General features: G+C 55.1%; 21 protein-coding genes. 15 read left to right on the forward strand and 6 right to left on the reverse strand.

Annotation, left to right across the window (positions count from 1 at the left end; all coding sequences use genetic code 11):
- Positions 1-11 precede the first annotated feature (11 nt).
- The 13 genes from ACTU44_RS18350 to ACTU44_RS18410 all read left to right on the forward strand — a co-directional run bounded on the left by ACTU44_RS18350 (position 12) and on the right by ACTU44_RS18410 (position 16,815).
- Positions 12-1,631, forward strand: coding sequence for a flagellar hook-length control protein FliK (locus ACTU44_RS18350; protein WP_114099031.1), 1,620 nt, complete (start codon positions 12-14; stop codon positions 1,629-1,631).
- A 20-nt stretch (positions 1,632-1,651) separates the two neighbouring features.
- A complete protein-coding gene (locus ACTU44_RS18355) occupies positions 1,652-2,416 on the forward strand; it encodes a flagellar hook assembly protein FlgD (RefSeq protein WP_114099030.1) in 765 nt (254 codons plus the stop codon).
- A 50-nt stretch (positions 2,417-2,466) separates the two neighbouring features.
- A complete protein-coding gene (locus ACTU44_RS18360) occupies positions 2,467-4,212 on the forward strand; it encodes a flagellar hook protein FlgE (protein WP_114099029.1) in 1,746 nt (581 codons plus the stop codon).
- 355 nt (positions 4,213-4,567) lie between these two features.
- Positions 4,568-6,169 carry a flagellar basal-body MS-ring/collar protein FliF gene (gene fliF, locus ACTU44_RS18365; RefSeq protein WP_258548751.1) on the forward strand — a complete coding sequence of 534 codons (1,602 nt, stop codon included), beginning with the start codon at positions 4,568-4,570 and terminating at the stop codon, positions 6,167-6,169.
- 79 nt (positions 6,170-6,248) lie between these two features.
- On the forward strand, positions 6,249-7,793 hold the full coding sequence (locus tag ACTU44_RS18370) for a FliH/SctL family protein (RefSeq protein WP_114099027.1): 1,545 nt from the start codon (positions 6,249-6,251) through the stop codon (positions 7,791-7,793).
- Positions 7,786-8,148, forward strand: coding sequence for a flagellar motor switch protein FliN (gene fliN, locus ACTU44_RS18375; RefSeq protein ID WP_044827611.1), 363 nt, complete (start codon positions 7,786-7,788; stop codon positions 8,146-8,148). The genes ACTU44_RS18370 and fliN overlap by 8 nt, the downstream gene beginning before the upstream one ends.
- Positions 8,149-8,169: 21 nt before the next feature.
- Positions 8,170-8,964, forward strand: coding sequence for a motility protein A (locus tag ACTU44_RS18380; RefSeq protein ID WP_114099026.1), 795 nt, complete (start codon positions 8,170-8,172; stop codon positions 8,962-8,964).
- Between the two features lie 88 nt (positions 8,965-9,052).
- Positions 9,053-10,615 carry a sigma-54-dependent transcriptional regulator gene (locus ACTU44_RS18385; RefSeq protein WP_114099025.1) on the forward strand — a complete coding sequence of 521 codons (1,563 nt, stop codon included), beginning with the start codon at positions 9,053-9,055 and terminating at the stop codon, positions 10,613-10,615.
- Positions 10,616-10,708: 93 nt separating this feature from the next.
- Positions 10,709-12,871: a flagellar biosynthesis protein FlhA gene (flhA, locus tag ACTU44_RS18390; protein WP_114099024.1), complete on the forward strand. Its 2,163-nt coding sequence runs from the start codon at positions 10,709-10,711 to the stop codon at positions 12,869-12,871.
- A 56-nt stretch (positions 12,872-12,927) separates the two neighbouring features.
- On the forward strand, positions 12,928-13,908 hold the full coding sequence (locus ACTU44_RS18395; RefSeq protein WP_114099023.1) for a flagellar biosynthesis protein FlhF: 981 nt from the start codon (positions 12,928-12,930) through the stop codon (positions 13,906-13,908).
- Positions 13,905-14,693 (forward strand): MinD/ParA family protein, encoded by a 789-nt coding sequence (locus tag ACTU44_RS18400; protein WP_114099022.1) that lies wholly within the window; start codon positions 13,905-13,907, stop codon positions 14,691-14,693. The genes ACTU44_RS18395 and ACTU44_RS18400 overlap by 4 nt, the downstream gene beginning before the upstream one ends.
- A 7-nt stretch (positions 14,694-14,700) precedes the next feature.
- Positions 14,701-16,323 (forward strand): hypothetical protein, encoded by a 1,623-nt coding sequence (locus tag ACTU44_RS18405; protein WP_114099021.1) that lies wholly within the window; start codon positions 14,701-14,703, stop codon positions 16,321-16,323.
- Positions 16,324-16,377: 54 nt separating this feature from the next.
- On the forward strand, positions 16,378-16,815 hold the full coding sequence (locus ACTU44_RS18410; RefSeq protein ID WP_258548750.1) for a hypothetical protein: 438 nt from the start codon (positions 16,378-16,380) through the stop codon (positions 16,813-16,815).
- Positions 16,816-16,845: 30 nt separating this feature from the next.
- Here the strand turns inward: ACTU44_RS18410 and ACTU44_RS18415 are convergent, their stop codons facing one another.
- The 4 genes from ACTU44_RS18415 to ACTU44_RS18430 form a co-directional block, all read right to left on the reverse strand.
- The gene (locus ACTU44_RS18415) at positions 16,846-17,400 is read right to left on the reverse strand and encodes a prolyl hydroxylase family protein (protein ID WP_114099019.1); all 555 of its coding nucleotides are present in this window, start codon (positions 17,398-17,400) and stop codon (positions 16,846-16,848) included.
- 144 nt (positions 17,401-17,544) lie between these two features.
- Positions 17,545-18,192, reverse strand: coding sequence for an ATP-binding cassette domain-containing protein (locus ACTU44_RS18420; protein WP_114099018.1), 648 nt, complete (start codon positions 18,190-18,192; stop codon positions 17,545-17,547).
- Positions 18,193-18,195: 3 nt separating this feature from the next.
- A complete protein-coding gene (locus tag ACTU44_RS18425) occupies positions 18,196-19,845 on the reverse strand; it encodes an ABC transporter permease (protein WP_258548749.1) in 1,650 nt (549 codons plus the stop codon).
- Between the two features lie 42 nt (positions 19,846-19,887).
- Positions 19,888-21,129 carry an ABC transporter substrate-binding protein gene (locus tag ACTU44_RS18430; protein ID WP_114099016.1) on the reverse strand — a complete coding sequence of 414 codons (1,242 nt, stop codon included), beginning with the start codon at positions 21,127-21,129 and terminating at the stop codon, positions 19,888-19,890.
- Positions 21,130-21,333: 204 nt separating this feature from the next.
- Between ACTU44_RS18430 and ACTU44_RS18435 the strand changes: the two genes are divergently transcribed.
- Positions 21,334-22,068, forward strand: coding sequence for a TerC family protein (locus ACTU44_RS18435; protein WP_114099015.1), 735 nt, complete (start codon positions 21,334-21,336; stop codon positions 22,066-22,068).
- Positions 22,068-22,547 carry a YbaK/EbsC family protein gene (locus tag ACTU44_RS18440; RefSeq protein WP_114099014.1) on the forward strand — a complete coding sequence of 160 codons (480 nt, stop codon included), beginning with the start codon at positions 22,068-22,070 and terminating at the stop codon, positions 22,545-22,547. Before ACTU44_RS18435 ends, ACTU44_RS18440 begins: the two co-directional genes overlap by 1 nt.
- Positions 22,548-22,558: 11 nt before the next feature.
- Here ACTU44_RS18440 and ACTU44_RS18445 read toward each other — a convergent pair whose 3' ends face one another.
- Positions 22,559-22,987, reverse strand: a complete 429-nt coding sequence (locus tag ACTU44_RS18445) for a flagellar export protein FliJ (RefSeq protein ID WP_114099013.1) — start codon at positions 22,985-22,987, stop codon at positions 22,559-22,561.
- A gap of 79 nt (positions 22,988-23,066) precedes the next feature.
- Positions 23,067-24,635 (reverse strand): flagellar protein export ATPase FliI, encoded by a 1,569-nt coding sequence (gene fliI / locus ACTU44_RS18450; protein WP_114099012.1) that lies wholly within the window; start codon positions 24,633-24,635, stop codon positions 23,067-23,069.
- Between the last annotated feature and the right edge of the window lie 373 nt (positions 24,636-25,008).

A 25,008-nucleotide genomic window follows, 5' to 3' on the forward strand; every position in this document is an offset into this window, starting at 1 on the left:
GGACCAAGGTCATGAACAGCTCTGCGATTACAAACAGCATTATGCCGACTGTCTCCATTCCGGGCTCAACCGCCAGTGAAAGCGCGGGTTCCGGGTTTGGTGACGTCATGGCCTCAATTACAGAAAACTGGTCTGAGCGTAAAAATCAGACCAAGATTGACGCGGCAAAATCTGCCCAGAGCACTTGGGACGATCATCGCGCGGAAATGCGTTCAAATCGTAATACTGACGATACCGACACGCAGAGCTCTGCACGCAATGATGATCGCCACGATGATGAACCGCTCCGCGCGGATCGCAACAACCACGAGGATCATTTAGAGACTGATGATCCGAAGCCTGAAGACAAGCGCGATGTTGAAAATAGCAGCCGCGACACAGCCTCGTCGGACAACGACACACAGCATGTCGACAGCGAAAATTCCGCAGAAGAGGTAGCGACCGCCCCGGATGACGAAGCCGAATCTTTAGGCCAGCAAAAAGCGGCATCTTCCGATGATGAGCCAAGCGACGCCACCAACGCTCAGGCTGCACCGGGCATCATAACCCCGAACCAGCCTGCAGCAACCGTTCCACTGCCAGGATCCCAGCAAGCCATAGATCTTGCCAAAGCCAAAGCAGTGGCATCCCAGTCGATCGCGGGCACGAATGCTGCTCAGGACGGCGCAGCAGCAAATGGTCAGGCTAATCCCGGCATGGCGACGAATGGTGCTGCCGCTGACGGCACCACTGACGGCCTTATGAGCTCAACTGCACTATCTCAGCCTGCAACCGCATCTTCGGCAAAACTCGCCTTGAACGGTGCTGACGCAGCAACCGGGGATGACGCATCCGCTGACAAGTTCCTGTCACGCCTTGTTGATTCCATGAGTGGCGACGGCAAAGCCAAAACCGATGCATCGGGCGTTACCAATGCAACGGCCAACAGCCAGTCATCGAACGCAACGACAACACAAACGACTGCGACGGGTAACCCGGCACAAACTGCCCAGGCGGCACAACAAGCCATGGCCGCAGCAGCAAGTGCACAGAATATGCAAAATAATGCTGCCAGTACGGTTGCCAATGGCACAGTAACGGCAACTGGCGCAACCGATGCCACTCCGCAAGCTGGCACCGGTCAGCTTAATACCACCAACAACCTGCACCAGACCAACACCAGTGGACATACGGCACAGACGGCCCGCCATGCCCCTGCACAACAGGTCCAGCAGCAAGTTGCGGTTTCCATCAAAAACGCCGCCAGTGACGGCGTTGACAAGATTTCTGTCCAGCTGCGCCCGGAACATCTCGGGCGCGTGGATGTAAAATTGGAGATCGGCCACGATGGCCGTATCCAGGGCGTCATTCAGGCAGATACACGTGAGACACTGGACATGTTGCGCCAGGACTCACGTGCATTGCAGCAGGCTCTTAAGGATGCCGGCCTGAATGCAGACAGTCAGAGCTTCACCTTTGAACACAGAGATCAAGGTGGGCAAGGTCAGGAAGGCCAAAGCCAATCTCGGGTAATCGCCGATCAGGGCAGCAGCCCTGACGAAGGCGACATCCTGAGCGGAGCCGAACTCGCCGAACATGTTGGCATTGGCTATGGGATTAATCCCAATGGTCTTGTCGATATTCGGATTTAGAAAGGTAAAGGGAAAATCCCATGGCCATTTCATCCCTGACCAACGTTGGTCTTGCCGGGTCAAATAACAACGCCGCGTCCAGCAGTTCGGCCAGTCAGCTTGCGCAGAACTTTGATACGTTCCTGACGCTTCTGACCACCCAGCTCAAGAACCAGGACCCGACGTCGCCGATGGAAAGTGACAAATTCACTGACCAGCTGAGCCAGTTCGCCCAGGTTGAACAGGGCATTCAGAGCAACAAGAACCTTGAAGACCTGATTGCCATGCAAAGCCAGCAGCGTCAGCTGTCTGCACTTTCGTATGTCGGTGCAGAAATCGAAGCTGTTGGTGATACCAACTGGCTCGAAGAAGGTGGCGAGCTCAAATACAAATACAACGTTTCGCCCGAAGTTCCGCGTCTGCAACTGCAGATTCAGGACCAGGAAGGCAAAACGATCTATTCCGAAGAACTCACCGACGTTTCCGGTCTCCAGTCCTTCACCTGGGATGGCAAGAACAACAGCGGTGTTGAACAGGGTGAAGGAGCCTACACCCTGGTTGTCAAACCGATGGCCGCAAATGGTGACACCTTCAAAACAGACAAAGGCAAACCTGCCTCTGTCGCGATTGGCATCATCGGCTCTGTCGATAGTGTCGATATCGATGATCGCGATATTTATCTCCGTATTGGCGATGTTTCTGTACCGTTCTCGACCCTCACCAACGTGAAACTGGGCGCGAGCGGAACCGATACCACCGATGGCGGAAATGATTCCGGAAGTGACGTACAGGACGAAGCAGCCTGAGGGCTTTCTTCCGATTTTGATCAACACCCTGTAAGTGCAGGAGAAGAAAAATGAGCCTTTTTGGTGCAATGATTTCCGGTGTTTCCGGCCTGAACGCGCAGTCTCAGAACCTGGGCGTCATTTCGGACAACATCTCGAACCTTAACACGATCGGTTACAAGGGAACCATCGGTCGCTTCTCGACCCTGGTGACTGAGTCCGCATCTAACACCCGCTATACACCCGGTGGTGTGCTGTTCCATCCGACGGCGCTGATCAGCAAGCAGGGCTTGCTTCAGGCAACCTCGTCCACCACGGCAGCAGCAATTTCCGGTGATGGCTTCTTCATCGTCCGCGACAATGCGAACCCGGGCACGAACGACGAGTTGTTCTTTACCCGTGCCGGTGACTTCAAGCCCGATGACGATGGTTACCTGCGCAACACTGCGGGATATTATGTTCAGGGTTGGGCGACCGACCGAGAAGGTACCCTTCTTGACGCAAACGGTAACACAACCACGTCAAACAGCTCGGCTGTGACCGACCTTCAGGTTCTCGATATCAACTCGATCCTGACGGCGGCGGCATCGACAACCTCGATTGAGTTCGGCGCAAACCTGAATGCCGATGAAACCGCTGTGACCGGTGGCACCGCCACCTCGACCACAACCGGCATTGACTATGACACCACCGACCTGACCACGCTTGCCGGTATCAACAACGGTGACCAGTTCTCGATTACCCATAACGGTACGACAACAACTATCACAATCAATACCGGTGACACCCTTGAAGATCTGGCCTCGGCTATCAGTGCGGTCACGGGCATCAACGCCACCACAACAACGACCGGCACCAACGATACATTGACTCTCACCGCTGCATTTGCCGATCAGGGTGTGACCTTTGCCAACGTGACAGGTACGCCTTTCAGTGCAACCGGTATCACCGTTCCAGGTGTTCCGGGCACTCTTGCACCAACCTATGTCGCTGGTAACCTTGCCACAGGAACCGTTGCCGAAGACAATACCATGCCGGTCACCATTTATGACTCTCTTGGTTCGGCGCACACCGTCAACCTGCAGGTTGTCAAACTTGGTCAGAACCGCTGGGGCTTTGAGCTGACAGGTAACACCACCACGGGAGAACTTGACGCAACGGATCACCCGAATGGCCTGATCCAGGCTGGTATCGTCACCTTTGATGGTTCAGGTAACCTTCAGACCTTCACCGGTGTTGCTGCAACCATTGGCGCTGTAACCGTTGGTACGACCGGCAACCTCGCTAATACAAATATCTCGGCAGAATGGACGAATGGCTCAGATGACAGCTCCTTCACTCTTGATTTCGGGACAATCGGTCTTGGCAACGGCATAACGCAGTTTGCGGCCGGTGCGGATGCCAACGGCAACCTTGTTAACTATACCACCCACTTCATCAACCAGAACGGCGCACAGGCCGGCACCATGGTGAACTATGCCCTGACCGAGGAAGGCTTCCTGCAGGTCGAGTTCGCAAACGGTGTAAAGCGTCCGGTCTACAAACTGGCCATCGCAACGTTCGAAGCACCTGATGAAATGGAAAACCACACTGGTAACGTTTATCGTCAGACCCGTGAATCGGGTGACTATCTGCTGCGCGAACCGGGCCTGAACGGTGCGGGTAACGTTGTGGCATCTGCCCTTGAAGGCTCGAACGTCGATCTAGGTGAAGAATTCACCAACATGATCGTGACCCAGCGTGCCTACTCGGCGAACACCAAAACGATTACCACCACCGATGAAATGCTCGACGAGCTGATCCGGATCAAACGGTAATTGACTTCTGTTGCAGGGCTTTAGCCGGTCCTGCAACGTTCTGCGTTTACAGGGACTCGCCCGGCACTTGTGCCGGGCTTCTTTTTGGCGCATTGACTCACTACATTAAACGCAGGCCAACTTGGTTAACAAAGATACAAATGACTCAAATCGCTAGTGAAATTGAAACAGACAACTGGGCAAAAATTGCCGGTTGTTAACCTGTTCTTCAGCATGGAGAACTATTCGTTGTTGATGCTGGTCGGATTCCGTACGGAGCGACCTGCATCGGGGACAGTGGTTTAAATTGGTTTCGGAGCAGTCGAAAGTGGGCGGCTTGTTACAGACACTCAAGAGTCTTGGACCTACGCGCCTGATGGCCATCAGCGGCGTGGGTGTGTTGCTGCTTGTGTTCTTTGCCTTCCTGATATTGCGTGTTTCTGCCCCGAACATGGAACTGTTGTATCGTGATCTTTCTCCTGCAGATGCCAGCCAGATCGTAAACCGCCTCGAAGACCAGCAGGTGCAATATCAGCTTCTCAATGGCGGCACCGAAATTCTGGTCCCGTCTGATCAGGTCAACCGCATGCGTCTTTCCATGGCCGAAAGCGGCCTGCCGGCTGGCGGCTCGGTTGGTTATGAAGTTTTTGACAATTCCGATGGTTTTGGCGCGACCAGCTTCGAACAGAACATCAATCATGTTCGTGCTCTTGAAGGCGAACTGGCCCGAACCATTGCTTCAATTCAAGCCATTCAGCAGGCTCGTGTTCACCTTGTACTGCCGAAACGCCAGATGTTTTCGCGTGAAACACAGGAAGCCAGCGCCTCGATTGCAGTCAAAATGGCCGGTGGCGAACTTAAACCCGAACAGGTTGTCGCCATTCAGCACCTTGTTGCTGCCGCTGTTCCCCAACTTCAACCTGGCAAGGTTTCGATCATTGACGAACGTGGTCGCCTGCTGGCCCGAGGGGATGGCGAACAGCAATCATCGACCTTCCTGACCCAGACGGCCGATGAAATGCGCATTCGTACCGAAAGCCGCCTGCGCAATACCATCGAAGATTTGCTGTCACGTTCGCTTGGTTACGGTGAAGTCCGCGCTGAAGTAGCCGTTGAAATGAACTTCAACAAGGTCACGACTGCGGATGAACGCTTCAATCCTGATGAACGTGTCGTACGTTCCAGCCAGACCATTGAAGAAAACTCGACCAATTCCGAGACCGAAGGCACCGATCCTGTTACCCTGCAAAACAATCTGCCCGATCCGAATCTCGGCAATCCAAACGGTGCCGGGGCACAAAGCCAGGAAAGCCGTTCCGAAGAAACGGTTAACTACGAAATTTCCAAAACCACGACCACACAGGTCAAGGAAATTGGCGAGATTTCACGCGTAACGGTAGCAGTTCTGGTCGACGGTACTTACACAACCGATGAAAACGGTGAACGCCAGTATCAGGAACGCTCGCCCGAAGATCTGGAAAAGATCGCCGCCCTCGTTCGCAGCGCGATCGGCTATGATCCGCAGCGCAGTGATCAGGTTGAAGTGATTAACATGCAGTTTGCCGATGCTGGCGATCTGTTCCCGGATGAAGAAATTGAAACCTTCCTCGGGCTCGATAAGGCCGAAATCTTCCGCATCGCCGAGATGCTGGTACTGGCCATCGTCGCAATTCTGGTCATCCTGTTGGTGGTTCGCCCGCTTCTGACCCGTGCTTTCGAAACGCTGCCAAGTGCCGCAGATATGGCACAACGTCAGCTTCTTGCCGATGATATGACGGCCGAGGGCACACCGGCACTTGAAGGCCCCGCACCGGTCCCGATGGCACCGGGCATGGATGACGGCGAGGAACTGATCAACCTGTCGCAGGTTGAAGGTCGTGTTAAGGCATCCTCGGTCAAGAAAATCGGCGAGATCGTGGAAAAGCATCCGGAAGAAGCTCTCTCGATCATTCGCAACTGGCTGTATCAGGAGAATTAACGCTCCGATCAGCCGTCGGCTCACTGGCAGCCCTGTGGCTGCCTTCCTTTTGTCGCACAAGGCAGTTTAACGGTTTGATATGACGGCCATTGAAAAGTTCACCTTTGCTCTTAGCTTCGATGACGCAGACAATGTTATTCGCTCTGCGGGCGATAGCGATGAGCATTACGAACTCGGCAAGAAGAAGAAAAAGAAAAAAGACGACACACCGCCTCCGCCTCCTGCTGTCTATACTGAAGAACAGGCAGCCCAGATGGTGGCCGAAGCCGAACAAAAAGCCCATGCACAGGGCCTTGCCGAAGGTCACGCCCAAGGCCTTGAACAAGGGTATCAGGAAGTCATGGCGTCGGTTGAAAAAGCCATTGGTGATGTTGAATCCGTCATTGCCGAGAAGTTGGGCCAGATCGACGAGCAGCAAAAACGCGCCAATGCCAAAATCAACGAAGATGCAATCCATGTCGCACTTGGCGTCATCCGCAAACTGGCCCCGGCTTGGTCCAAGAAATATAATCTGGTCGAAATCGAAGACATTGTCCGTCAGTGTCTGGCCAATCTGTTTGACGCCCCCAAAGTCATGATCAAGGTCAATCCGGATCTCGCCAAACAACTGGCCGATGTTACCCAGCGCATTGCAGAATCGCGCGGGTTCTCGGGTAAGGTTGTTGTCGTGGCCGAGCCGGATGTGGCGGTTGGTGATTGTGCGGTTTCCTGGGGTGATGGCACCGCTGTGCGCGACAGTGCACGCCTCTGGTCGGAAATCAACGGCATTGTCGAAACGGCCCTTGCCCTGCATGCCAGTGAACATGGATTGCCGAAAAGCGATATGGGCGATCCCAAAGTTCAGGAAACACCTGCGCCAGCCAAGCCCGCTGCAACGACACAAACTGATCCCACCCCACCTCAGCCAGCTCATTCCCGGGCACAGGGCGCGTCACAGGCCCCGATGCAACCAGCACAGCAGCCGGCACCACAGGCACCACAGCAACCGTCTGTTGCGTCAGGACCGGCAACACCCACCACAAGTCAGGCACCTCGGGACGTTGTATCGAATGGCGCAGGGGCCCCTCAGCAGCGACCAGCCCAGACACAACAGGCACCGGATGCCGGACAGGTCCAGCCCCCGGCACAGCGTCCGGTCCAAAATGCGCCAACACCATCCGCCGGTACTACACCCCCAAATCCCCAGCAGCGGTCCCCGGCTCCCGGGACCGGTAATGCAGTTGGCGATGGCACCGACGCACGGAATGTGCAAACATCGACAAATGATGCAATGCCAAAACCTGACAACGCACTGGAAAACCCGGCAAATCAGGCAAAAGCATCTGCCCAGAATACACAACAGGCAACAGGACGGACAGGCGACGTAAGAACGGATGCAAAACCTCAGGAGACCGGGTCTGCTGGTACCGCTTCCCTCACGCCAAGTGCAGCAGCCGCTGGCGTTTCGGGGCAACAACAGCCAGCAACACCATCACCGGGACCACAACCAGCATCCGCGGTATCGCAGGGACTGAACCAACAGACCGCGAATGCCGCAAATGGAACGACCGCGCCCCCGACCGATGCCGAAAAGATGGCTGCTGTGAAGCAACCAACCAAAGACGCAGGAGACGAAAATGGCTGATGATGACGATCTTGAACTTTCGGAACTCGACGATGATCACATCGAACTAGAGGGCGAAGGGACAGAACTTCTTGCCGCTGCCGAAGCTGGCAGCGAACAGATGAAGACGTCAAAGGACCTAGAAGCCGTCTATGACATTCCCGTCCAGGTTTCCGCAGTCCTTGGCAAAGCAACCATGCAGGTCAGCCAATTGCTGAAACTTGGTCGTGGAGCTGTCGTAGAGCTTGACCGCAAAGTTGGGGAAGCTATTGATATCTATGTGAACAACCGTCTGGTCGCACGTGGCGAAGTGGTGGTTGTCGAAGACCGTCTTGGGGTGACCATGACGGAAATCATCAAATCAGAGAAAAGCTAACGTAAGAGAGGATTTGCGACTATGGCCGAAGGGGGGACTAAAACGTCGTTTGACATTGCGACAGTCGGGGGACTGATCATCGGCTTTGCGTTGGTGATTGCTGCTATTATCTTTGGCGGCTCGCCAGGCGCGTTTATCGATATCCCCTCTGTCCTCATTGTTATCGGCGGTACGGCGGCAATTACGGCCGTCAGCTTTGCAATGGGCGAGTTCCTTGGTTCGGGCAAGGTTCTGATGCGCACGATTTTCCATAAATCGCGCAACCCGGCAGACGCGGCACTGCAAATCCTGCAACTGGCAGAAATCGCCCGTAAAGGTGGTGTCCTTTCACTTCAGGGGCATCTCGACAGCCTGCAAAGTGAAGAATATCTGTGGAAAGGCCTGTCTCTGGTCGTTGATGGTACACCGGCCGAAGAAGTCGAAGCGATCATGCGCAAAGACATGAACGCTACCATTGGTCGCCACCAGAAAGGTGCCAATATCTTGAAAAAGGCTGGTGATGTTGCTCCGGCAATGGGGCTGATCGGTACACTGATCGGTCTGGTGCAGATGCTTGGCAACCTTGATGATCCGTCATCGATTGGTCCGTCTATGGCTGTCGCACTTCTGACCACCTTCTATGGTGCGGTTCTGGCCAACATGGTGTTCATGCCGCTTGCCGGTAAACTTGAACGCAACTCAAGCGACGAAGAACTTCTGAATTCTGTCTATATGGTCGGCGCTGTTTCCATCGGTCGTCAGGAAAACCCGCGCCGTCTGGAAATGCTGATCAACTCGATCCTGCCGCCGTCAAAACGCGTCAGCTATTTCGATTGATCTGAAACGTGAATACGCAAGGCCCTGATGACCGGTAATTCATCCGGTCACCGGGGCCAACTGGAACTGATCGGAAAGAGATGAGACTATGCAGGTACTGATCGTTGGTGGACTGGGCGGACAGATAGGCGCAGCCAGCAAGATCGCTATGGCGCGCGGCGCTTCGGTCCAGTTGGCCGAAAGCGTAACAACTGCGCTTAATATCCTGCGTGCCGGCAACCGGATCGATCTGGTGATGGCAGACATCGCACTGGATGTCGCTGCCCTGATTGATGCCATGGTACAGGAACGTATCATTGTGCCGGTGGTTGCATGTGGTATCGGTAACGATGTCAATGGTGCAGTCAATGCGATCAAGGCAGGCGCCCAAGAATTCATCCCGTTGCCGCCGGAAGCCGATCTGATCGCAGCAATCTTTGAAGCGGTCACCGAAGAGAGCCACGCGCTGATCCATCGTGATGCGCGCATGGCCGAAACCTTGCGTCTGGCAGCACAGGTCGCCAACAGTTCCGCATCCATCCTGATCACCGGCGAGAGCGGTACGGGTAAGGAAATCATTTCGCGCTATGTCCATCGCAAGTCCAACCGCTCGGACAAGCCCTTTGTTGCTGTGAACTGCGCAGCGATCCCCGACAATCTTCTTGAATCCGAACTTTTCGGACACGAAAAAGGTGCCTTTACCGGTGCACAGGCCAGACGTATCGGCAAGTTTGAAGAAGCCAATGGCGGGACATTGCTGCTTGATGAAATCAGCGAAATGGATGTCCGCCTTCAGGCCAAGCTTTTGCGAGCGATTCAGGAAAAGGAGATCGATCGTCTGGGTGGCAAAAGCCCGGTCAAGGTCGATGTTCGCATTCTGGCGACCTCGAACCGCAATCTTGAGGCCGAAGTCAATGCCGGTAATTTCCGTGAGGATTTGTATTTCCGCCTGAATGTCGTCAATCTCGACATCCCGTCGCTGCGCGAACGCCCCGACGATATTCCGGTTCTGGCCGAGTTCTTTGTCAAGAAATACTCCGAAGCCAATGATGTTCCGGTCCGCCCGATCAGCCCGCTTGCGATTACCCGTCTGCTTTCACATCACTGGCGCGGCAACGTGCGTGAACTTGAAAATACCATGCACCGCGCTGTTCTGATTGCCGGTCCTGACGAAATCGGCCCGGAAGCCATCATGTTGTCGGGTTCTGCAAGCAGCGAACCTGCCCGCGCCCCGGCACCGCAGGCCCCCAGCCCTGCCCCGGTTGCACCGATGTCATCGGCCTCGGCACGGGCAAGCTCAGCCTATGCCAGTGCAAATGCCGCCTATGGTGCTGCTTCATCGGCTTATCAGTCCGGTGCCCCGGCAGCCCAGCCGCCAGTCCAACACGAACCTTTGGAACCCTCCGCAGACGAGGTTGATCCGGGTGCGCACGAGGACACGGCATCCGATAGCACCAAAGGCAATGACGGTTCGATAACCGCAGCACTTGTCGGACGCACAGTCGCCGATGTAGAGCGCGATCTGATCATTGACACCCTTAAGCATTGCTTTGGCAACCGTACCCATGCCGCCAACATTCTGGGCATTTCGATCCGCACATTGCGCAACAAGTTGCGTCAATATACCGACGAAGGTCTGGCTGTTCCGGCACCAGGTGACGGCCAGGACTGAACATGACATCTTGTCGCTGGCGCCCCATATCAATGGGAAACAACAAAAAGCGCAAACGGCACAAAGCAACCAACAGGATAACAAGCAAACACCATGGCCGAAGGTCAAGAAATCACACCGACCGGATCTGGCGGCTCTGATGGCCCCGGTGGCGGTGCGTCCGGCGGCATAAATTTCGGCGCATTGCAGGCCCGTGTGGCTTCTGCGATGAAGCGTGGCGACATTGCGATGGCGCTTGGCTTCATCATGATTCTTGTCGTCATGATGTTCCCGATGCCGCCATGGTTGCTGGACTTCATGCTGGCTCTGTCGATCAGTTTCTCTGTACTGATCCTGATGACGTCCCTGTTCATTCAAAAACCTCTGGAATTCAACTCGTTCCCGACGATCCTGCTGGTGGCGACATCGCTCAGGCTTGCGTTGAACATCGCGACCACCCGTCTGATTCTGGGCCATGGTCACGAAGGCACGCATGCAGCGGGCGCAGTGATCGAGGCGTTTGGCAGCTTCCTGATTTCCGGCAACTTCGTAATCGGGATCATTGTTTTTGCCATCCTTGTCATCATCAACTTTGTGGTTATCACCAAGGGTTCCGGCCGTATCGCCGAAGTTGCGGCGCGCTTCACCCTTGATGCAATGCCCGGCAAGCAGATGGCAATCGATGCCGATCTGTCATCGGGCCTGATCAACGAGGAACAGGCCAAGGCCCGCCGTAAGGAACTTGAAGATGAAAGTTCCTTCTTCGGGTCCATGGATGGTGCGTCCAAGTTCGTTCGCGGAGACGCAGTTGCCGGTATTCTGATTACCTTCATCAACGTGATTGGCGGGATCATCATTGGTACCGCGCAGATGGGATTGTCGCTTGCAGAGGCCACTGAAACCTATACGATCCTGACCGTTGGTGACGGTCTGGTGTCGCAGATTCCGGCTCTGATCGTATCGACTGCGGCGGGTCTTCTGGTCACCAAGGGTGGCCTTGATGGCGCGACAGAGAAAGCCGTCTTTGGTCAGGTCAGCAACTATCCTGCGGCCCTCGGTGTTGCAGCAGCCCTGATGGCCGGGATGTCGCTTCTGCCCGGTATTCCGATGATCTGGTTCCTGGGACTTGCGATCGGACTTGGGTATCTCGCCTATTACATGGGCAAGCGCCAGAAAGACGCCATCACCCAGAAGGAAATGAAAGAAACCCAGGCCGCAGCAGATGCCGCTGGCCCGCCGCCCGAAGAACCCATCGCCAATGCCCTGCGCATGGACTATGTGCGTCTTGAACTGGGTTACGGACTGCTATCGCTGATCAGCACCGAACGCGGTCAGAAGCTGACCGATCAGATCAAGGCCCTGCGTCGTCAGCTTGCCGGTGATATGGGCTTTGTCATGCCGTCTGTCCGAATTCAGGACAATATGCAGCTCCCGGCAAATACCTATGTTCTGCGCGTCAAGGAGATCGAGGCAGGTCGAGGCGATCTGCGCCCGAACATGTTGCTGGTAATGGACCCGAGGGGCGAGGAAATCACCCTGTCGGGCGAAAAGACGATGGAACCGACCTTTAACCTTCCGGCCATGTGGATCGAACAGGGCATGAAGGAAGAGGCCATGTTCCGTGGCTATACGGTCGTTGATCCGCAAACCGTGATCACCACGCACATCACCGAAGTGATCAAGGATCACATGCCCGAACTGCTGTCCTATGCGGAAACGCAAAAGCTGCTTGATGAACTTGATGACGATCAGAAGAAACTGGTCGAAGACATCGTACCGGGTCAGGTTTCGGTTGGCGGCGTTCAGCGCGTTCTTCAGAATCTGTTGACCGAACGCGTATCCATCCGCGACCTGCCGACCATTCTTGAAGGCATTGCTGAATCCACCGCCTTTACCCGCAATCCGACTTTCATGACCGAGCATGTGCGTTCGCGCCTTGCCCGTCAGTTGTCGGATGTGAACACCAATCAGGATGGCGTCATTCCGCTGGTGACCATGTCCCCGCAATGGGAACAGATTTTTGCCGAAAGCCTTGTTGGCTCAGGCGAGGAAAAGCAGCTTTCCATTCCGCCAAGCCAGCTTCAGGAATTCATCAACAAGGTGCGCACGACCTTTGAACGCCTTGGCATGATGGGCGAGTCTCCGGTTCTTCTGACAAGCCCGGGTATTCGTCCTTATGTGCGTTCCATCGTTGAACGTTTCCGTCCGAGCACGGTGGTGATGTCGCAAAACGAAATTCACCCCAAGGCACAACTCAAAACACTGGGGCAGATCTGATGACGGATACATGCAGAAACCCCGTGTTGCGGTCAATTCTTGCAGGGAGGAGATGAATGCGTCTTAAGACCTTTACCGCTCCGACCATGACCGAAGCCATGGCGCTTGTAAAAGAGCATATGGGTGCCGACGCCATCATTGTATCGACACAGGATATCCCCGGAAGCGGCGTGCGCCTGACGGCTGCCCTTGATCGCGACCCGGACTACGAGACAGAAATCACTCACACCCCGACCTTGCAGGAACAGCTTGATACTGCAGAGGCGGCATTGACCCGGCACAATTTGCCTGAACGGTTGCGTATCCGTCTGTGCGACATCATGGCACGCGAAACGGCTGCTTCATCTGCACAGCAATTACTGGCCGGGGCTCTGGACGAGATTTTTGATTTCTCGCCCTTGCCCGAAAAAAACACGCCACGTGCATTGGCCTTTGTCGGCCCGCCCGGTTCGGGCAAGACGCTTGCCGTTGCCAAGACAGCCGCACGTGCGGTGATGAAAAAGCGTAAAGTTGCCGTTCTTTCAACCGATTACAAACGTGCGGGCGGGATCGCCCAGCTTGAAGCCTTTACCCGTATTCTCAAGGTCAACCTGCTTCAGGCGAAATCACCCGAAGAGTTGAAATCGCGCTTTACCGATGTTCGGACCGCGGATGTCATCCTGATCGATACTGCAAGCTGCAATCCCTATCTTGAAACCGAGATTGGCACGCTTTGTGAATTCATGAAGGCAATACCGAGTGAACCCATTCTGGTAAACCCGGCGGGAATTGATGCTTATGAATCGGCCGATATTGCCAATGCGTTTGCCGATGGTGGTGCAACACGTGTCATGATTTCACGTCTTGATGTTGCCGCCCGCCTTGGCGGTGCGTTATACGGGGCGGATTCAGGAAATCTTTCCCTTTGTAATGTCAGTATGACAGCCCAGGTTGCGGACGGACTGACCGCATTAAGTCCCCTTGCCCTGGCAAAGCTTCTGATACCGTCCCATCGCGCTGATACCGCGAAACCGAGCTTCTCCGAGGTCATGAAATGACTACCAAGTCTGATGCTGCATCCAAATCTGCCCCGCGTACCAGAGGCCGCAATATTATTGCGGTCGCGTCTGGTAAAGGTGGCGTGGGCAAGACCTGGTTTTCCATTACCCTGACCCATGCGATGGTTCTCGAAGGTCACAAGGCACTTCTCTTTGATGGTGATCTGGGCCTTGCCAATATCGACATTCAGCTTGGCCTGATGCCCAAGCACGATCTGGGGGGCGTCATTGCCGGGCGCATCAGCCTGAAGAACGCCATCACTCCGTTCCCCGATGGCGGGTTCGATATCATTGCCGGGCGTAGTGGATCGGGCAGCCTTGCCAATCTTCCGGCAACCCGTTTGCAGGCACTTTCTGACGATCTTATTCAGACCGGGAAATCCTATGACAAGGTGCTGATTGATCTTGGTGCCGGTGTTGATCAGGGCGTGCGTCAGATGACCAGTCTTGCCAATACGGTGATTGTCATTACCAATGGCGACCCGACGTCACTGACCGATGCCTATGCCTTTATCAAGGTTACCCATATGGCCCGCCCGAAAACCGATATCCGGGTGGTGATCAACATGGCCAAGGATAAAAAAGAAGGTCAGGCGATCTATAACAAGCTTCTTAAGGCGTGCGAGGGTTTCCTCAAGATTTCGCCTCCTTTGCTTGGCGTTATCCGGGCGGATGCACGTGTATCTGAATGCATCCGTAACCAGACTCCTCTTTTGACCCGTCATCCCAATTGCGATGCCGCCCACGACATAGAGGCCATCGCCCAGATCATTCTCGAGGAGTAATCCTGTCATGACGATCCCGCCACAGCCTATATCGCCCGGAAACGCGGTCGGTGGAGAGGCCTCCTCGGCGGGCGGCACAACAGGACAACCTTCACAGGGATCGGTCCCGGCGCAGGTAACCGCAACCGTTACCAACGCCACTTCGCCACAGGTCGCAGCGGCACTGGCAAAGCTTCCGGTGGAAACCCTGTTACAGGCATCCATCCAGTCCCAGTCGGGAAATCAGCTTACCCTTGCCACTGCTCTCGGGCAGGTTACGGTCAAGCTGCCAACACAGTTGCCAACCAGTCTGGGTGATCTGATCTGGGCGCGCTTGCCGACATCCAATGCCGCGACACAATCTTCCGGGGCGGGCAGCCCTGCCGATGCCCTGCGTTTGCAACTTTTGCCACAAACGCTGACGTCGGGTGCATCCGGCGCAGGTGGTAGTCTTGCTGCCGGCAATATCGGGGCAACCACCCTTACCCCCGGTCAGACCTTCAATGCGGTTACCACCACCATCCTCACCATGCCAAATGGCACACAGTTACCAGCAGGCAGCCAGACACAGGTCATTTTTCTCGGTCAGGGCACCGTCACCGCACAGCAGGCCAGCAACGTCCTGAACGCAGCAACAGGGGCGCCTGGCAGCGTTCCGGGGGGTGCTGGTCCGACTGCCGGTATCACACCGACAATCGCCGCCCAGACAACGGCCGGACAACCTGCGCCAACATTGCTTCTGACCGGCACGGTTCTGCCGCCTGACAGTGCAGAAGCCCGTATGTTGCCACAGGGCTATACGGCCCTTCGGACCTCAGCCGGTATTGTCGGGATCAAATTGCCGGTTCCCGCGCCGACGGGCGCCACCCTGTCCTTTAGCGTCAATGCCACTGCCAGTGGCCGGGTTGCGCCAACCGGCATGCCAATGACCGAGGCCGAGCTGATTGCGCGCGGCCACAATGCAGCACTTACCCATGACTGGGACAGTTTGCAAAAGGCCGTCTCTGCCTTGCAGCAACATGATCCGGGTGCGGCGATGACGCTTTTGAACAATCTGCCTCAACCCGGTCCCAAACTGACCACGGCGATGATGTTCTTCTTTGCTGCCATGACTGGACAACGCGGAAGTCTGCGTGGCTGGATCGGTGATCGGGCTGCCAACAGCCTGTCGTCACTTTCTGATGCGGATGGCGGCGGCCTGAAACGGCTGGAGGGCGACTTTGGCCAGTTACGTGCAATGGCCGCAGACGAACGCCCGGATGGCTGGCGTGTGATGGCCATGCCATTCAATATGGGCGGCAAGGTCGAGCAGCTGCAACTGGGCTGGCGCCACGGAGATCGGGACAATGATCCCGACAAAAAGGATGATCAGGGCACACGCTTTCTGCTTGATTTGTCCTTTAGCGGTGTGGGTCATACCCAGCTTGACGGACTGGTCAAAGGAGAAGACAGCAAGTTTGACCTGATCATTCGCACGGAAAATCCGCTGCAATCCCATAATCGCGATGATATTCGCGGGATTTTCCGCGAAGCATTGCAGATTTCCGGCTACAAGGGGCATATCCAGTTTCAGGATGGATCACGCTTTGTCCAGATTGCCCCGCCGGGCCACCGTAGCGGCCCCAATTCCCATCATGGAATTGAAGCATAATTCAGAACAAGCTTATGAAATGAATGCTTTTCCTGCCTGTGACAGAGGCGTATCGTGAATGATCCAGAAACATCAAACCGGTTAAACGTCATGCTTGAAATCTATCAACGTCGAAACCTGATCCTGACCGAGGTAAATCCCGGCCCGCAGGTTGATTACGTCGTGACGTTGCAAAGCAACCTGACCGGTGTTGAAAATGTCTTTCCGGCCCGCATGACCTTGCGCTATGTGCCCGACCGGCTGATCCTGAAAACGGACTCACTGGCCGATTATTATGCCGAAATCAAAAGCATCCCGTTCGAAAGCTTTGAAGCGGCTGCCGTGCTTCTGATGGATGATTTCAACAACGAGCTTGTCCCGCGCTGGATCAGCCTGCGTCTGGACAAGCAAACGGCTGACAATGATCAGGTGTTCCATCACGAAACCGCGCTTGAAGACCGTCAGCCGAAATGGGGCAACCCCCGTCTTCTTGATCGTCTGGAAAGATATTAGGCCCGATCTCAAAGAACCCCTTCATTCCGGTTAGCGGAACGGATTTCCGTGCACCCATTGGGTCAGGGAATAGCGAAGGCCCGCTGTGGTCGGGGCCACACGGTGCAGAACAAAGCTTGGAAAGAATATCGCCGTTCCGCGTTCCATCGGTGCGTCAATGAAATGTCCCGCCGGATTAAGCTGCAACTGCCCGCCTTCATACTGATCGGGTTCGGAAAGCTGGATCACCATGGTCAGTTTGCGACGGCGTGCGACTTCGGATGCACCGACGTCACTGTGCCAGTCATAATGACCGCGCAAGTCCCCGGCATAACACGCAATCTGGGCATCCTCGGCAAAGTCGGTCAGGCCAAAATCAAACACGTTGCGGTTAACATCGGCGACAAGATCAACGATCCGTCGTGAAACGACCGGTTCCTGTTCCTCGTTAAACCATGTGATTTTTGAGCGGCGAATATGGGTTGCCGTTTGCCCCTGAACCAGACCGCCTTCATCCATTTCATGGGCAAAACCATTGATCAGGCGATCACAGGTTGCCGCATCAAGCGCATTGGGGACGACAGCATACATTTCTTCCGGGAACATTGACGACACTCTCCATGCCGCACGGGCCTTTTGATTTAATGTCTCAGACCCAAGACCATTCTTTGCGGTAATCTGCTATAGGGCCAAATAATCCGCAATGCCAGCAAATTTGAACCCGCCGGACATGACATAGTTCATAACCAACTATGCAAGATTGATCACCCGTCCGCCTGCTGCAATCCCGTCCTCGGGATCGTGGGTCACCATCAGGGTCGGCAAGCCGTTCTTGCGACACAGGTTAAACACAAATGACCTGATCTGGCCACGCAGGTCACTATCAAGTTTTGAGAACGGTTCATCTAGCAACAGCGCACAGGGCTCTGACAACAAGACCCGCATCAACGCGATCCGGGCGCGTTGTCCACCCGAAAGTGTCGCCGGATCGCGATCGGCAAACCCGTCAAGGTCGGCACTCCTCAATGCTTCCTCAACACGCGCCCGCCGGTTTGCCTTCCCCCGTACATTGGTTGACAAGGCAAAGGCAAGGTTGCCGCCAACCGAAAGATGGGGAAACAGCAAATCATCCTGAAACAGGATACCGACATGTCGATCCTGCGGCGCTTTCCCATCAAGGCTTTGTCCATCAAGGATCACTTGCCCGGCAACCTTGAACTGATCGGGCAAGGTGCCGCAAATATGGCCAAGCAAGCTTGATTTCCCCGACCCGCTTGGCCCCATAAGGGTCACGATTTCGCCCGGTTCGATCACAAGGTCGACCGCAACCAGTTCCCGTCCGTCAAGGCCGATCCGCACATCACGAAGTTCCAGACCTGTTTTGATACCTGATGGCATCCCTTATCCCCTGTTATGCGCACTCATGCCCCGCCGATGGCGGAACAAAATGGCCGGTATCAGTAATGCACAGGCAAATCCGGCAAATGGCAAGACCATCTGCAACAAGCCGTAAATCCCGATCATCCGCCGATCCCCGCCAGATGCAAGTGCCACCGCCTCGGTCGTAACTGTTGCAAAACGTCCCGCACCGATCAGAAGGGTTGGCAAATATTGTCCGACGGTTACCGCCAGTCCAACCGCCATGGCAGTCAGGATAGCACGGGTCAAAAGGGGCAACCGAACCTTCCAGAACACCCCGCTTGGCGATGCGCCAAGACACAGTGCCGTCTGGCCATATCTGGGATCAAGCGCCCGGAATGGATCGGATAATGACAGAAACACATAGGGCAGAACAAACACCAGATGAGCAAGCACCACCGATATCAAGGTGCGCTCCAGCCCGATCAGGGTAAAGAATACCTGCAAACCGAACATGAAGCTGATCTGGGGGACCAGTAGGGGCAAATAAATCAGCCACATCACACCACGACCGGGTTTGTGTGCCTGACGCACTTCGTTTTCAAGACACCCCAGAACCAGTGCGACCGCTATAATGACTGTCGGGACGGCAATCAGCAAGGTGGTGCCAAGGCTGCTGCCAATCGCGTCATATTCGCGTTGCCACAGACGCAAGCTGAAACTGCGCGGTAAAATTTCGGGAAAACCCCAGAACCCTGCGACACTCCAGATCAACAGAATAACAAGACCCAGAATGATTGCTCCTGTGGCAAGGATCGCCAGCACTGCCGAACCATGCCGCGCGCCTTGGTCCCGTTTGAAGCGTTGCCCGTTCTCGGCCCAATGACGCCCTATCACCCCGATGATTTTTTCCCCGGTCATCCAGATGACCATGGCCATCAGGACAATGATCAATTGCAGGATTGCAGCACTTGACGCCATGAACCGCAAGGCGAGATCAGGATCGGACAACCATCCCAATATACGCACCGCAAGCGGCGCTGGCGTTGTCGGACCCAGAATGATCGCAACATCGACAACCGATGTCGAATAGGCAAGCACGGCCAGAACCGGCAAGCGTATCTGGGGATAAATGCGCGGCAATGTCGCCTTGAACCATCCGGCAATCCTGCCATAACCCAATGTGGCGGTTATCCGGGCGGTGCGTTCCGTATCGGCCTGCGGCAAGGCGGCCAGCGTCATGAGGAACAGAAACGGGATTTCCTTGGCAACCAGTCCGGCAATCATGGCAAGCCCCAATGGGTCATGAATGATCGCCAGATCAGGGGGCCGGTCCCATCCGGAAAACTGGGCCACAAGTCGGGCAATCCAGCCCGAAGGTGCAATCAGGAATGCCAGACCAAATGCCGCCGCAGCATGGGGTACCGAAAGAATCGGTGACAATATGCGCTGCATGACCCGAAAGATACGCGTGCCCTGCCATGCTGCACAGAACAGCACGACAATCGCAACCGAGACAAAGCTTGCGATCAGGCCATTGACCAGCGACAGACGCACCGAATGCCAAAGACCGGGTTGTTCAAACAACGTCACCCACGGGTCAAGCCCGGGCCCGGTTCCGCCAAGAGCTGGCAATATCCCGAAGGCAGGTAACAAAGTGCCAATCAGCCCGGCGGAAACCGGGCCGATCATAAAGGCGATCGTTATAATGGGGACAAATCGCAACATGCGCGATTATTGCACCACGCCGTAATGTTTCTGCCATTCGGTTTCGACCAGTTCCATCCAGCTCGGATGGGGCTCGGGTAAAACCGTGCCGCGTTCGGCCGGTGACAGGGATGCGATGCCAAGATCAAGATTGGCAAAGGCGTCTTGCATATCCTTGGGCAGTTTATCCATCGCAAGAACGGTATCCGCCCCCCAATATTGCGGATCCTGTTTGCGCAGCTGTGCTTCGGGCGACATCAGGAAATCGGCCAGAACAACCGCACCGGCCTTGGCCGAGGCATTATACGGAATGGCAACAAAATTGGTGTTCCCCAAGGTCCCGCTATCAAACACATAGGACCGCACGGTATCGGGAAGCTCCATGGCTTCGATAGCCGATGATACCTCGCCCGAACTGAATGAAAACGCGATATCGACCTCGTTATCGCCAAGCAAGGTCCGCATCGCCGCACCATTTTGCGGATAGGCCTGCCCGTTGCGCCACAAAAGCGGCTGCAAATCTTCAAGATAGCCCCAAAGCGGCGCAAGAACCGCCTGTGCATCCACCTCGTCTGCGGGCTGCTGCAAGACTTTCGGGTCCTTGACCAATTCGGTCAGAATTTGTTTGAGGAAGGTCGACCCCATATAGTTTGGTGGTTGCGGATAGGTAAAGCGCCCCGGATGTTTCACAAGCCATTCCAGTAGCGTCTGTGCCGATTTCGGCACGCTATCGAGCTTGGCGGTATCGTAATAGAAACTGACCTGTGCCATCCCCCACGGGGCTTCCAGACCGTCGGTCGGGACCGTAAAATCATTCACCACCGTCGGTTTGCCTTCGACATCGACATAGTCGAAATTCGGCGTGTCCTCGACCCACGGACCAAACAGCAAATCATTGCGTTTCATCGCAGCAAAGTTTTCACCGTTAATCCAGATCATATCAACTGCCCCGCCATCATTCACACCGGCGGTTTTTTCCGACAGAACCTTGGTCACGGCATCAGCGGTATCGGTCAGCTTGACCTGAATGACCTTGACCCCGTACCGTTCAAGAACCTGATTGCCTGCCCAGGCAATATAATCATTGATGCGCGGCTCTCCGCCCCAAGCGTGCCAGTAAACGGTCTGACCACGTGCCTGATCAAGAACCGACTGCCAGTTGCCGACATCGGGTGCGGGATCGGCATATGCCGACATGGATAGCGATGCGGTTGCAATGCCCGTTGCAAGGGCCAGCGCAGAGACAAAAGCACGCATTCTTAAGCGCATGTCGGACAATCCTTTTTACCTGACGACCTGTTTACATTGCCCACTTCACTAAGGGATGATGAAGGCAGCTGTCTGATTTTATTGATGGCATTGTTTTAAGCGCCCGATGAGTAAAATCAATTCACGCTTGCGTTAGAACGTCGTGCCTTACACTTTATCAGTTGATAAAGGATTGTCGGCACAGCCTGTACTGGAATTAAGATCATGTTTGAATGGATGAGCGATCCGCATATGTGGATGGGTCTGGCAACCCTGACCGCACTGGAAATCGTTCTGGGGATCGACAATATCGTTTTCCTGTCGGTCATTGTTTCCAAACTTCCCCAGAAGCAACAGGCTGCAGCCAGACGCATTGGCCTGATCGGTGCGATGGGCATGCGACTTTTCCTGCTGGCCGGGATTGCCTGGGTGATGGAACTCACAGCCCCGCTATTCACAGCCTTTTCCCAGGAAATCAGCGGACGGGATCTGATCCTGATTGTGGGCGGCTTGTTCCTGATTGCAAAGGCATCCAAGGAAATCCATCACACGATCGACGAACCCGAGGAACACGGGCCGGGCAAACTGATGTCAGGCTTTGCCATGACAATTGTCCAGATCATGCTGCTTGATATGATCTTTTCCCTTGATAGCGTCATTACGGCCGTCGGCCTTGTCGATCACATTTCCATCATGGTGATTGCGGTGATCCTTTCAGTTCTGGTGATGCTTGCCGCAGCCAAGACCATTGGCGAATTTGTCGAAAAGCATCCTTCTGTCAAAATGCTTGCCCTGTCTTTCCTGATACTCGTCGGGTTTGTGTTGTTGCTTGATGGCGTCGAGATTCATGTTCCCAAGGGCTATATCTATTTCGCCATGGCATTCAGCCTCTCGGTCGAGACGCTTAATCTTCTGAACCGTAAACGCAAACTCAAACGTCGCGCACAAGAGAACGGATAATGAAAAAAGTTTCTCCGCCCCAATGCCTGCAAAATGCGTTCGAAACCAACAAGCTTGACCATGTCGAGGTCTTTGAGTTCCCCGATGGGACACGTTCGGCAGCAGACGCTGCCAACGCCATTGGATGTGACATCAGCGACATTGGCAAGTCACTGGTTTTCATGACGGAAAAATCAAAACCCGTTCTGATCATCATGAATGGTGCCGATCAGGTAGACCTTAACCGGGTCGCCAGCCTGATCGGTCTTTCAATCCGCAAGGCCGATGCCAATGAAGTCCGCGAACATACCGGCTACGCAATTGGTGGTGTGCCACCCTTTGGCCATGCAAAACCGGTTGAAACCCTGATTGATGCCAAGTTGCTGGCCAAGGACACCATCTGGCTTGCCGCAGGCACACCCAAAACGGTTTTCTCGCTTACACCTGATGAATTGCGTGATGTCACCGGCATTGAAACCGGGGTGAATATTTCGGCCTGATTACAAGGCTGTCAGATCAGGCCATCATCGCGGGTGGCAGAACGGGTGCCGATCTCGTCAAGTTCGTCCTGTTCTTTCTTGTCGGCTTCAGCCTGTTCTGCTTCGGCGCGATTGCGTTCGGCAATCTCGGCGGTTTTCAGTTCCTTGAAGGCATCGGCAACCTCATCACGAAAGGCGTCGATCTTTTCTTCCTGTGCGGTAATCATTTTGCTGATCGCTTCACGTTCGGCGATCACGGCATTGGCAAAGCCGCCATAGGCAAAACCGGCAAGTTCGGGATTTTCGGCAGCGACTTTCTGCTCGGCGATCACGGCCTGTTCAAGTGCAGCTTTTTCGGCCTCAAGATTACCAAGAACGCCAAGCATCTCGCCCAGTTGGCGTTGCTTGTCATCAAGCGCCCATTTACGCATTCGAACCAGTGTTTTGAAATCCTTGGCCATGGCCTATGTCCTGACACGCGTCGCGCTCAGCAGCGGTACCGGACCGATTGGTAAAACCATCATCACGAACGGTTATCCTTTATTGTCTGTCCCGGCCAAGTGCGCGCTTGGCTTCGTTAAGGTCGCGCTCATTGTCGCCTTTTGATCGGCTATTGACCTTGGGGCCGCGATTGATCTTTGGACCAGTCGAGGGCGGTGGTGCCGGCCGTGGCGGCGGCATCTCGTCAGGGATGCCTTGTGCAGCTTGAGCATTTTGGGCCGCCTGCTGGGCTTGCTGTGACTGTCTGCCTTTGGCAATGCGCGGGTCTTCGGGTTCCTGTGGCAACATGTCAAGTCGACGCGCCAGTTCAAGATACCCTTCGTTTAACCGGGTACATTCGGTTTTACGCTGCTTGAGGAATTCCTCGATCAGCGGGAAATAGTGGATGGCTTCATCGACCTTGTGATCTGTTCCCTGACGATAGGCGCCCAGCCGGATCAGCTCGGCCATATCTTCGTAGGTTGCAAGCAACTGACGGGCACGGGCAACGATCTGGTTTTCTTCCTCGCTGTTACAGCCTGGCATCGTACGCGACACGCTACGCAGGATATTGATCGCCGGATAGCGTCCCTGTTCGGCGATACTGCGGTCCAGAACCACATGACCATCAAGAATGCCGCGCACGGCATCGGAAATCGGCTCATTATGATCATCGCCGTCAACCAGCACCGTGAACAGGCCGGTAATGGATCCCTGCCCCGGCCCGCCCGGCCCCGCACGTTCAAGAAGACGTGGCAGTTCGGCAAACACGGTTGGCGTATACCCCTTTGACGCGGGGGGCTCGCCGACTGACAGACTGATTTCACGCTGTGCCATGGCAAAACGGGTAACGGAGTCCATCATGCACAGAACGTCTCGCCCGACATCACGGAAATATTCCGACAATGCCATGGTCATGTAGGCCGCCTGACGGCGCATCAATGGCGGCTCATCCGAGGTCGCCACCACGACCACAGAACGGCGCAGGCCTTCTTCCCCCAGATCATCCTCGATGAACTCGCGCGCTTCACGACCACGTTCGCCGATCAGGCCGACGACGGATACATCCGATGTTGTATGGCGGGTCATCATGGACAGCAAACTTGATTTACCCACACCCGACCCGGCAAAGATGCCCATACGCTGCCCGCGACAGCAGGTCAGAAACGTATTCATCGCCCGGATGCCCAGATCGATCTTGCCTGCGACGCGCTGACGCGAATGGGCCGATGGCGGCATGTTGCGGATCGGATAGGCCCTGTTGCCCTCGGACAATGGTCCCTTGCCATCCACCGGTTCGCCAAAGGCATTGACCACACGCCCAAGCCAGCTTTCATCCGGATAGACTTGTGGCTGGGCATCCCCCAGTTCGACCTCGCAACCGATCCCGATACCGTCAAGAATACCGAATGGCATCAAAAGGGCCCGTTCATTACGGAAACCGACGACCTCGCAAATGACTTCCTTGCCATCGCGACGTTTGACCTTGCAGCGATCGCCGACCGAAAGCGCCCCCTCAACCCCGCCAATCTCGACCAGAAGGCCCAAGACAGCCGTCACGCGTCCGACCACACGATAGTCGGGAATGCGTCGGAGTTCGGCGATGATGTTGCGACCAATCTGAAACACGCATCAGACCTTTTCAGCCAGCGGTTGATGTCAATTTCCATGGCGCGGGAAATTTCCCCGCCAAATTCAAAGGGGACTGGCAAATCGCGCCGCGTCGTACCAGATATATTGACATAATTGACGTTAAAAAGCTGTGTAGACGAAAAAAAGACAATTTTTTTGTTTACACACCCCTTCGAGGTTAACGCCGCAAACCGTTGGGAAATCTCGTATTCCGCCCCCGAGTCGCTTCTTGAGATCAAAAAAAGTTAACAAGATGCGACTCGCCTGCTTGCCACGAGTCGCAAAGCAACGTATCGTTAACGGAATGGGAAAAAATTTCCCACCGACAAACGTTGGGGCGCTTGTCAAATAACCGGATCAACACGGACTT

The sequence above is a fragment of the Thalassospira sp. SM2505 genome, assembly GCF_054901115.1.

Bases quoted from the DNA above. Each gene is read 5' to 3' on its own strand.
- ACTU44_RS18425 (WP_258548749.1), bottom strand. From the start codon at position 19,845: ATGATCGGCCCGGTTTCCGCCGGGCTGATTGGCACTTTGTTACCTGCC.
- ACTU44_RS18400 (WP_114099022.1), top strand. From the start codon at position 13,905: ATGACTACCAAGTCTGATGCTGCATCCAAATCTGCCCCGCGTACCAGA.
- ACTU44_RS18355 (WP_114099030.1), top strand. From the start codon at position 1,652: ATGGCCATTTCATCCCTGACCAACGTTGGTCTTGCCGGGTCAAATAAC.
- ACTU44_RS18445 (WP_114099013.1), bottom strand. From the start codon at position 22,987: ATGGCCAAGGATTTCAAAACACTGGTTCGAATGCGTAAATGGGCGCTT.
- flhA (WP_114099024.1), top strand. From the start codon at position 10,709: ATGGCCGAAGGTCAAGAAATCACACCGACCGGATCTGGCGGCTCTGAT.
- ACTU44_RS18385 (WP_114099025.1), top strand. From the start codon at position 9,053: ATGCAGGTACTGATCGTTGGTGGACTGGGCGGACAGATAGGCGCAGCC.
- ACTU44_RS18415 (WP_114099019.1), bottom strand. From the start codon at position 17,400: ATGTTCCCGGAAGAAATGTATGCTGTCGTCCCCAATGCGCTTGATGCG.
- ACTU44_RS18440 (WP_114099014.1), top strand. From the start codon at position 22,068: ATGAAAAAAGTTTCTCCGCCCCAATGCCTGCAAAATGCGTTCGAAACC.
- fliN (WP_044827611.1), top strand. From the start codon at position 7,786: ATGGCTGATGATGACGATCTTGAACTTTCGGAACTCGACGATGATCAC.
- ACTU44_RS18380 (WP_114099026.1), top strand. From the start codon at position 8,170: ATGGCCGAAGGGGGGACTAAAACGTCGTTTGACATTGCGACAGTCGGG.
- ACTU44_RS18350 (WP_114099031.1), top strand. From the start codon at position 12: ATGAACAGCTCTGCGATTACAAACAGCATTATGCCGACTGTCTCCATT.
- ACTU44_RS18430 (WP_114099016.1), bottom strand. From the start codon at position 21,129: ATGCGCTTAAGAATGCGTGCTTTTGTCTCTGCGCTGGCCCTTGCAACG.
- ACTU44_RS18395 (WP_114099023.1), top strand. From the start codon at position 12,928: ATGCGTCTTAAGACCTTTACCGCTCCGACCATGACCGAAGCCATGGCG.
- ACTU44_RS18435 (WP_114099015.1), top strand. From the start codon at position 21,334: ATGTTTGAATGGATGAGCGATCCGCATATGTGGATGGGTCTGGCAACC.
- ACTU44_RS18405 (WP_114099021.1), top strand. From the start codon at position 14,701: ATGACGATCCCGCCACAGCCTATATCGCCCGGAAACGCGGTCGGTGGA.
- ACTU44_RS18370 (WP_114099027.1), top strand. From the start codon at position 6,249: ATGACGGCCATTGAAAAGTTCACCTTTGCTCTTAGCTTCGATGACGCA.
- fliF (WP_258548751.1), top strand. From the start codon at position 4,568: ATGGCCATCAGCGGCGTGGGTGTGTTGCTGCTTGTGTTCTTTGCCTTC.
- ACTU44_RS18420 (WP_114099018.1), bottom strand. From the start codon at position 18,192: ATGCCATCAGGTATCAAAACAGGTCTGGAACTTCGTGATGTGCGGATC.
- ACTU44_RS18360 (WP_114099029.1), top strand. From the start codon at position 2,467: ATGAGCCTTTTTGGTGCAATGATTTCCGGTGTTTCCGGCCTGAACGCG.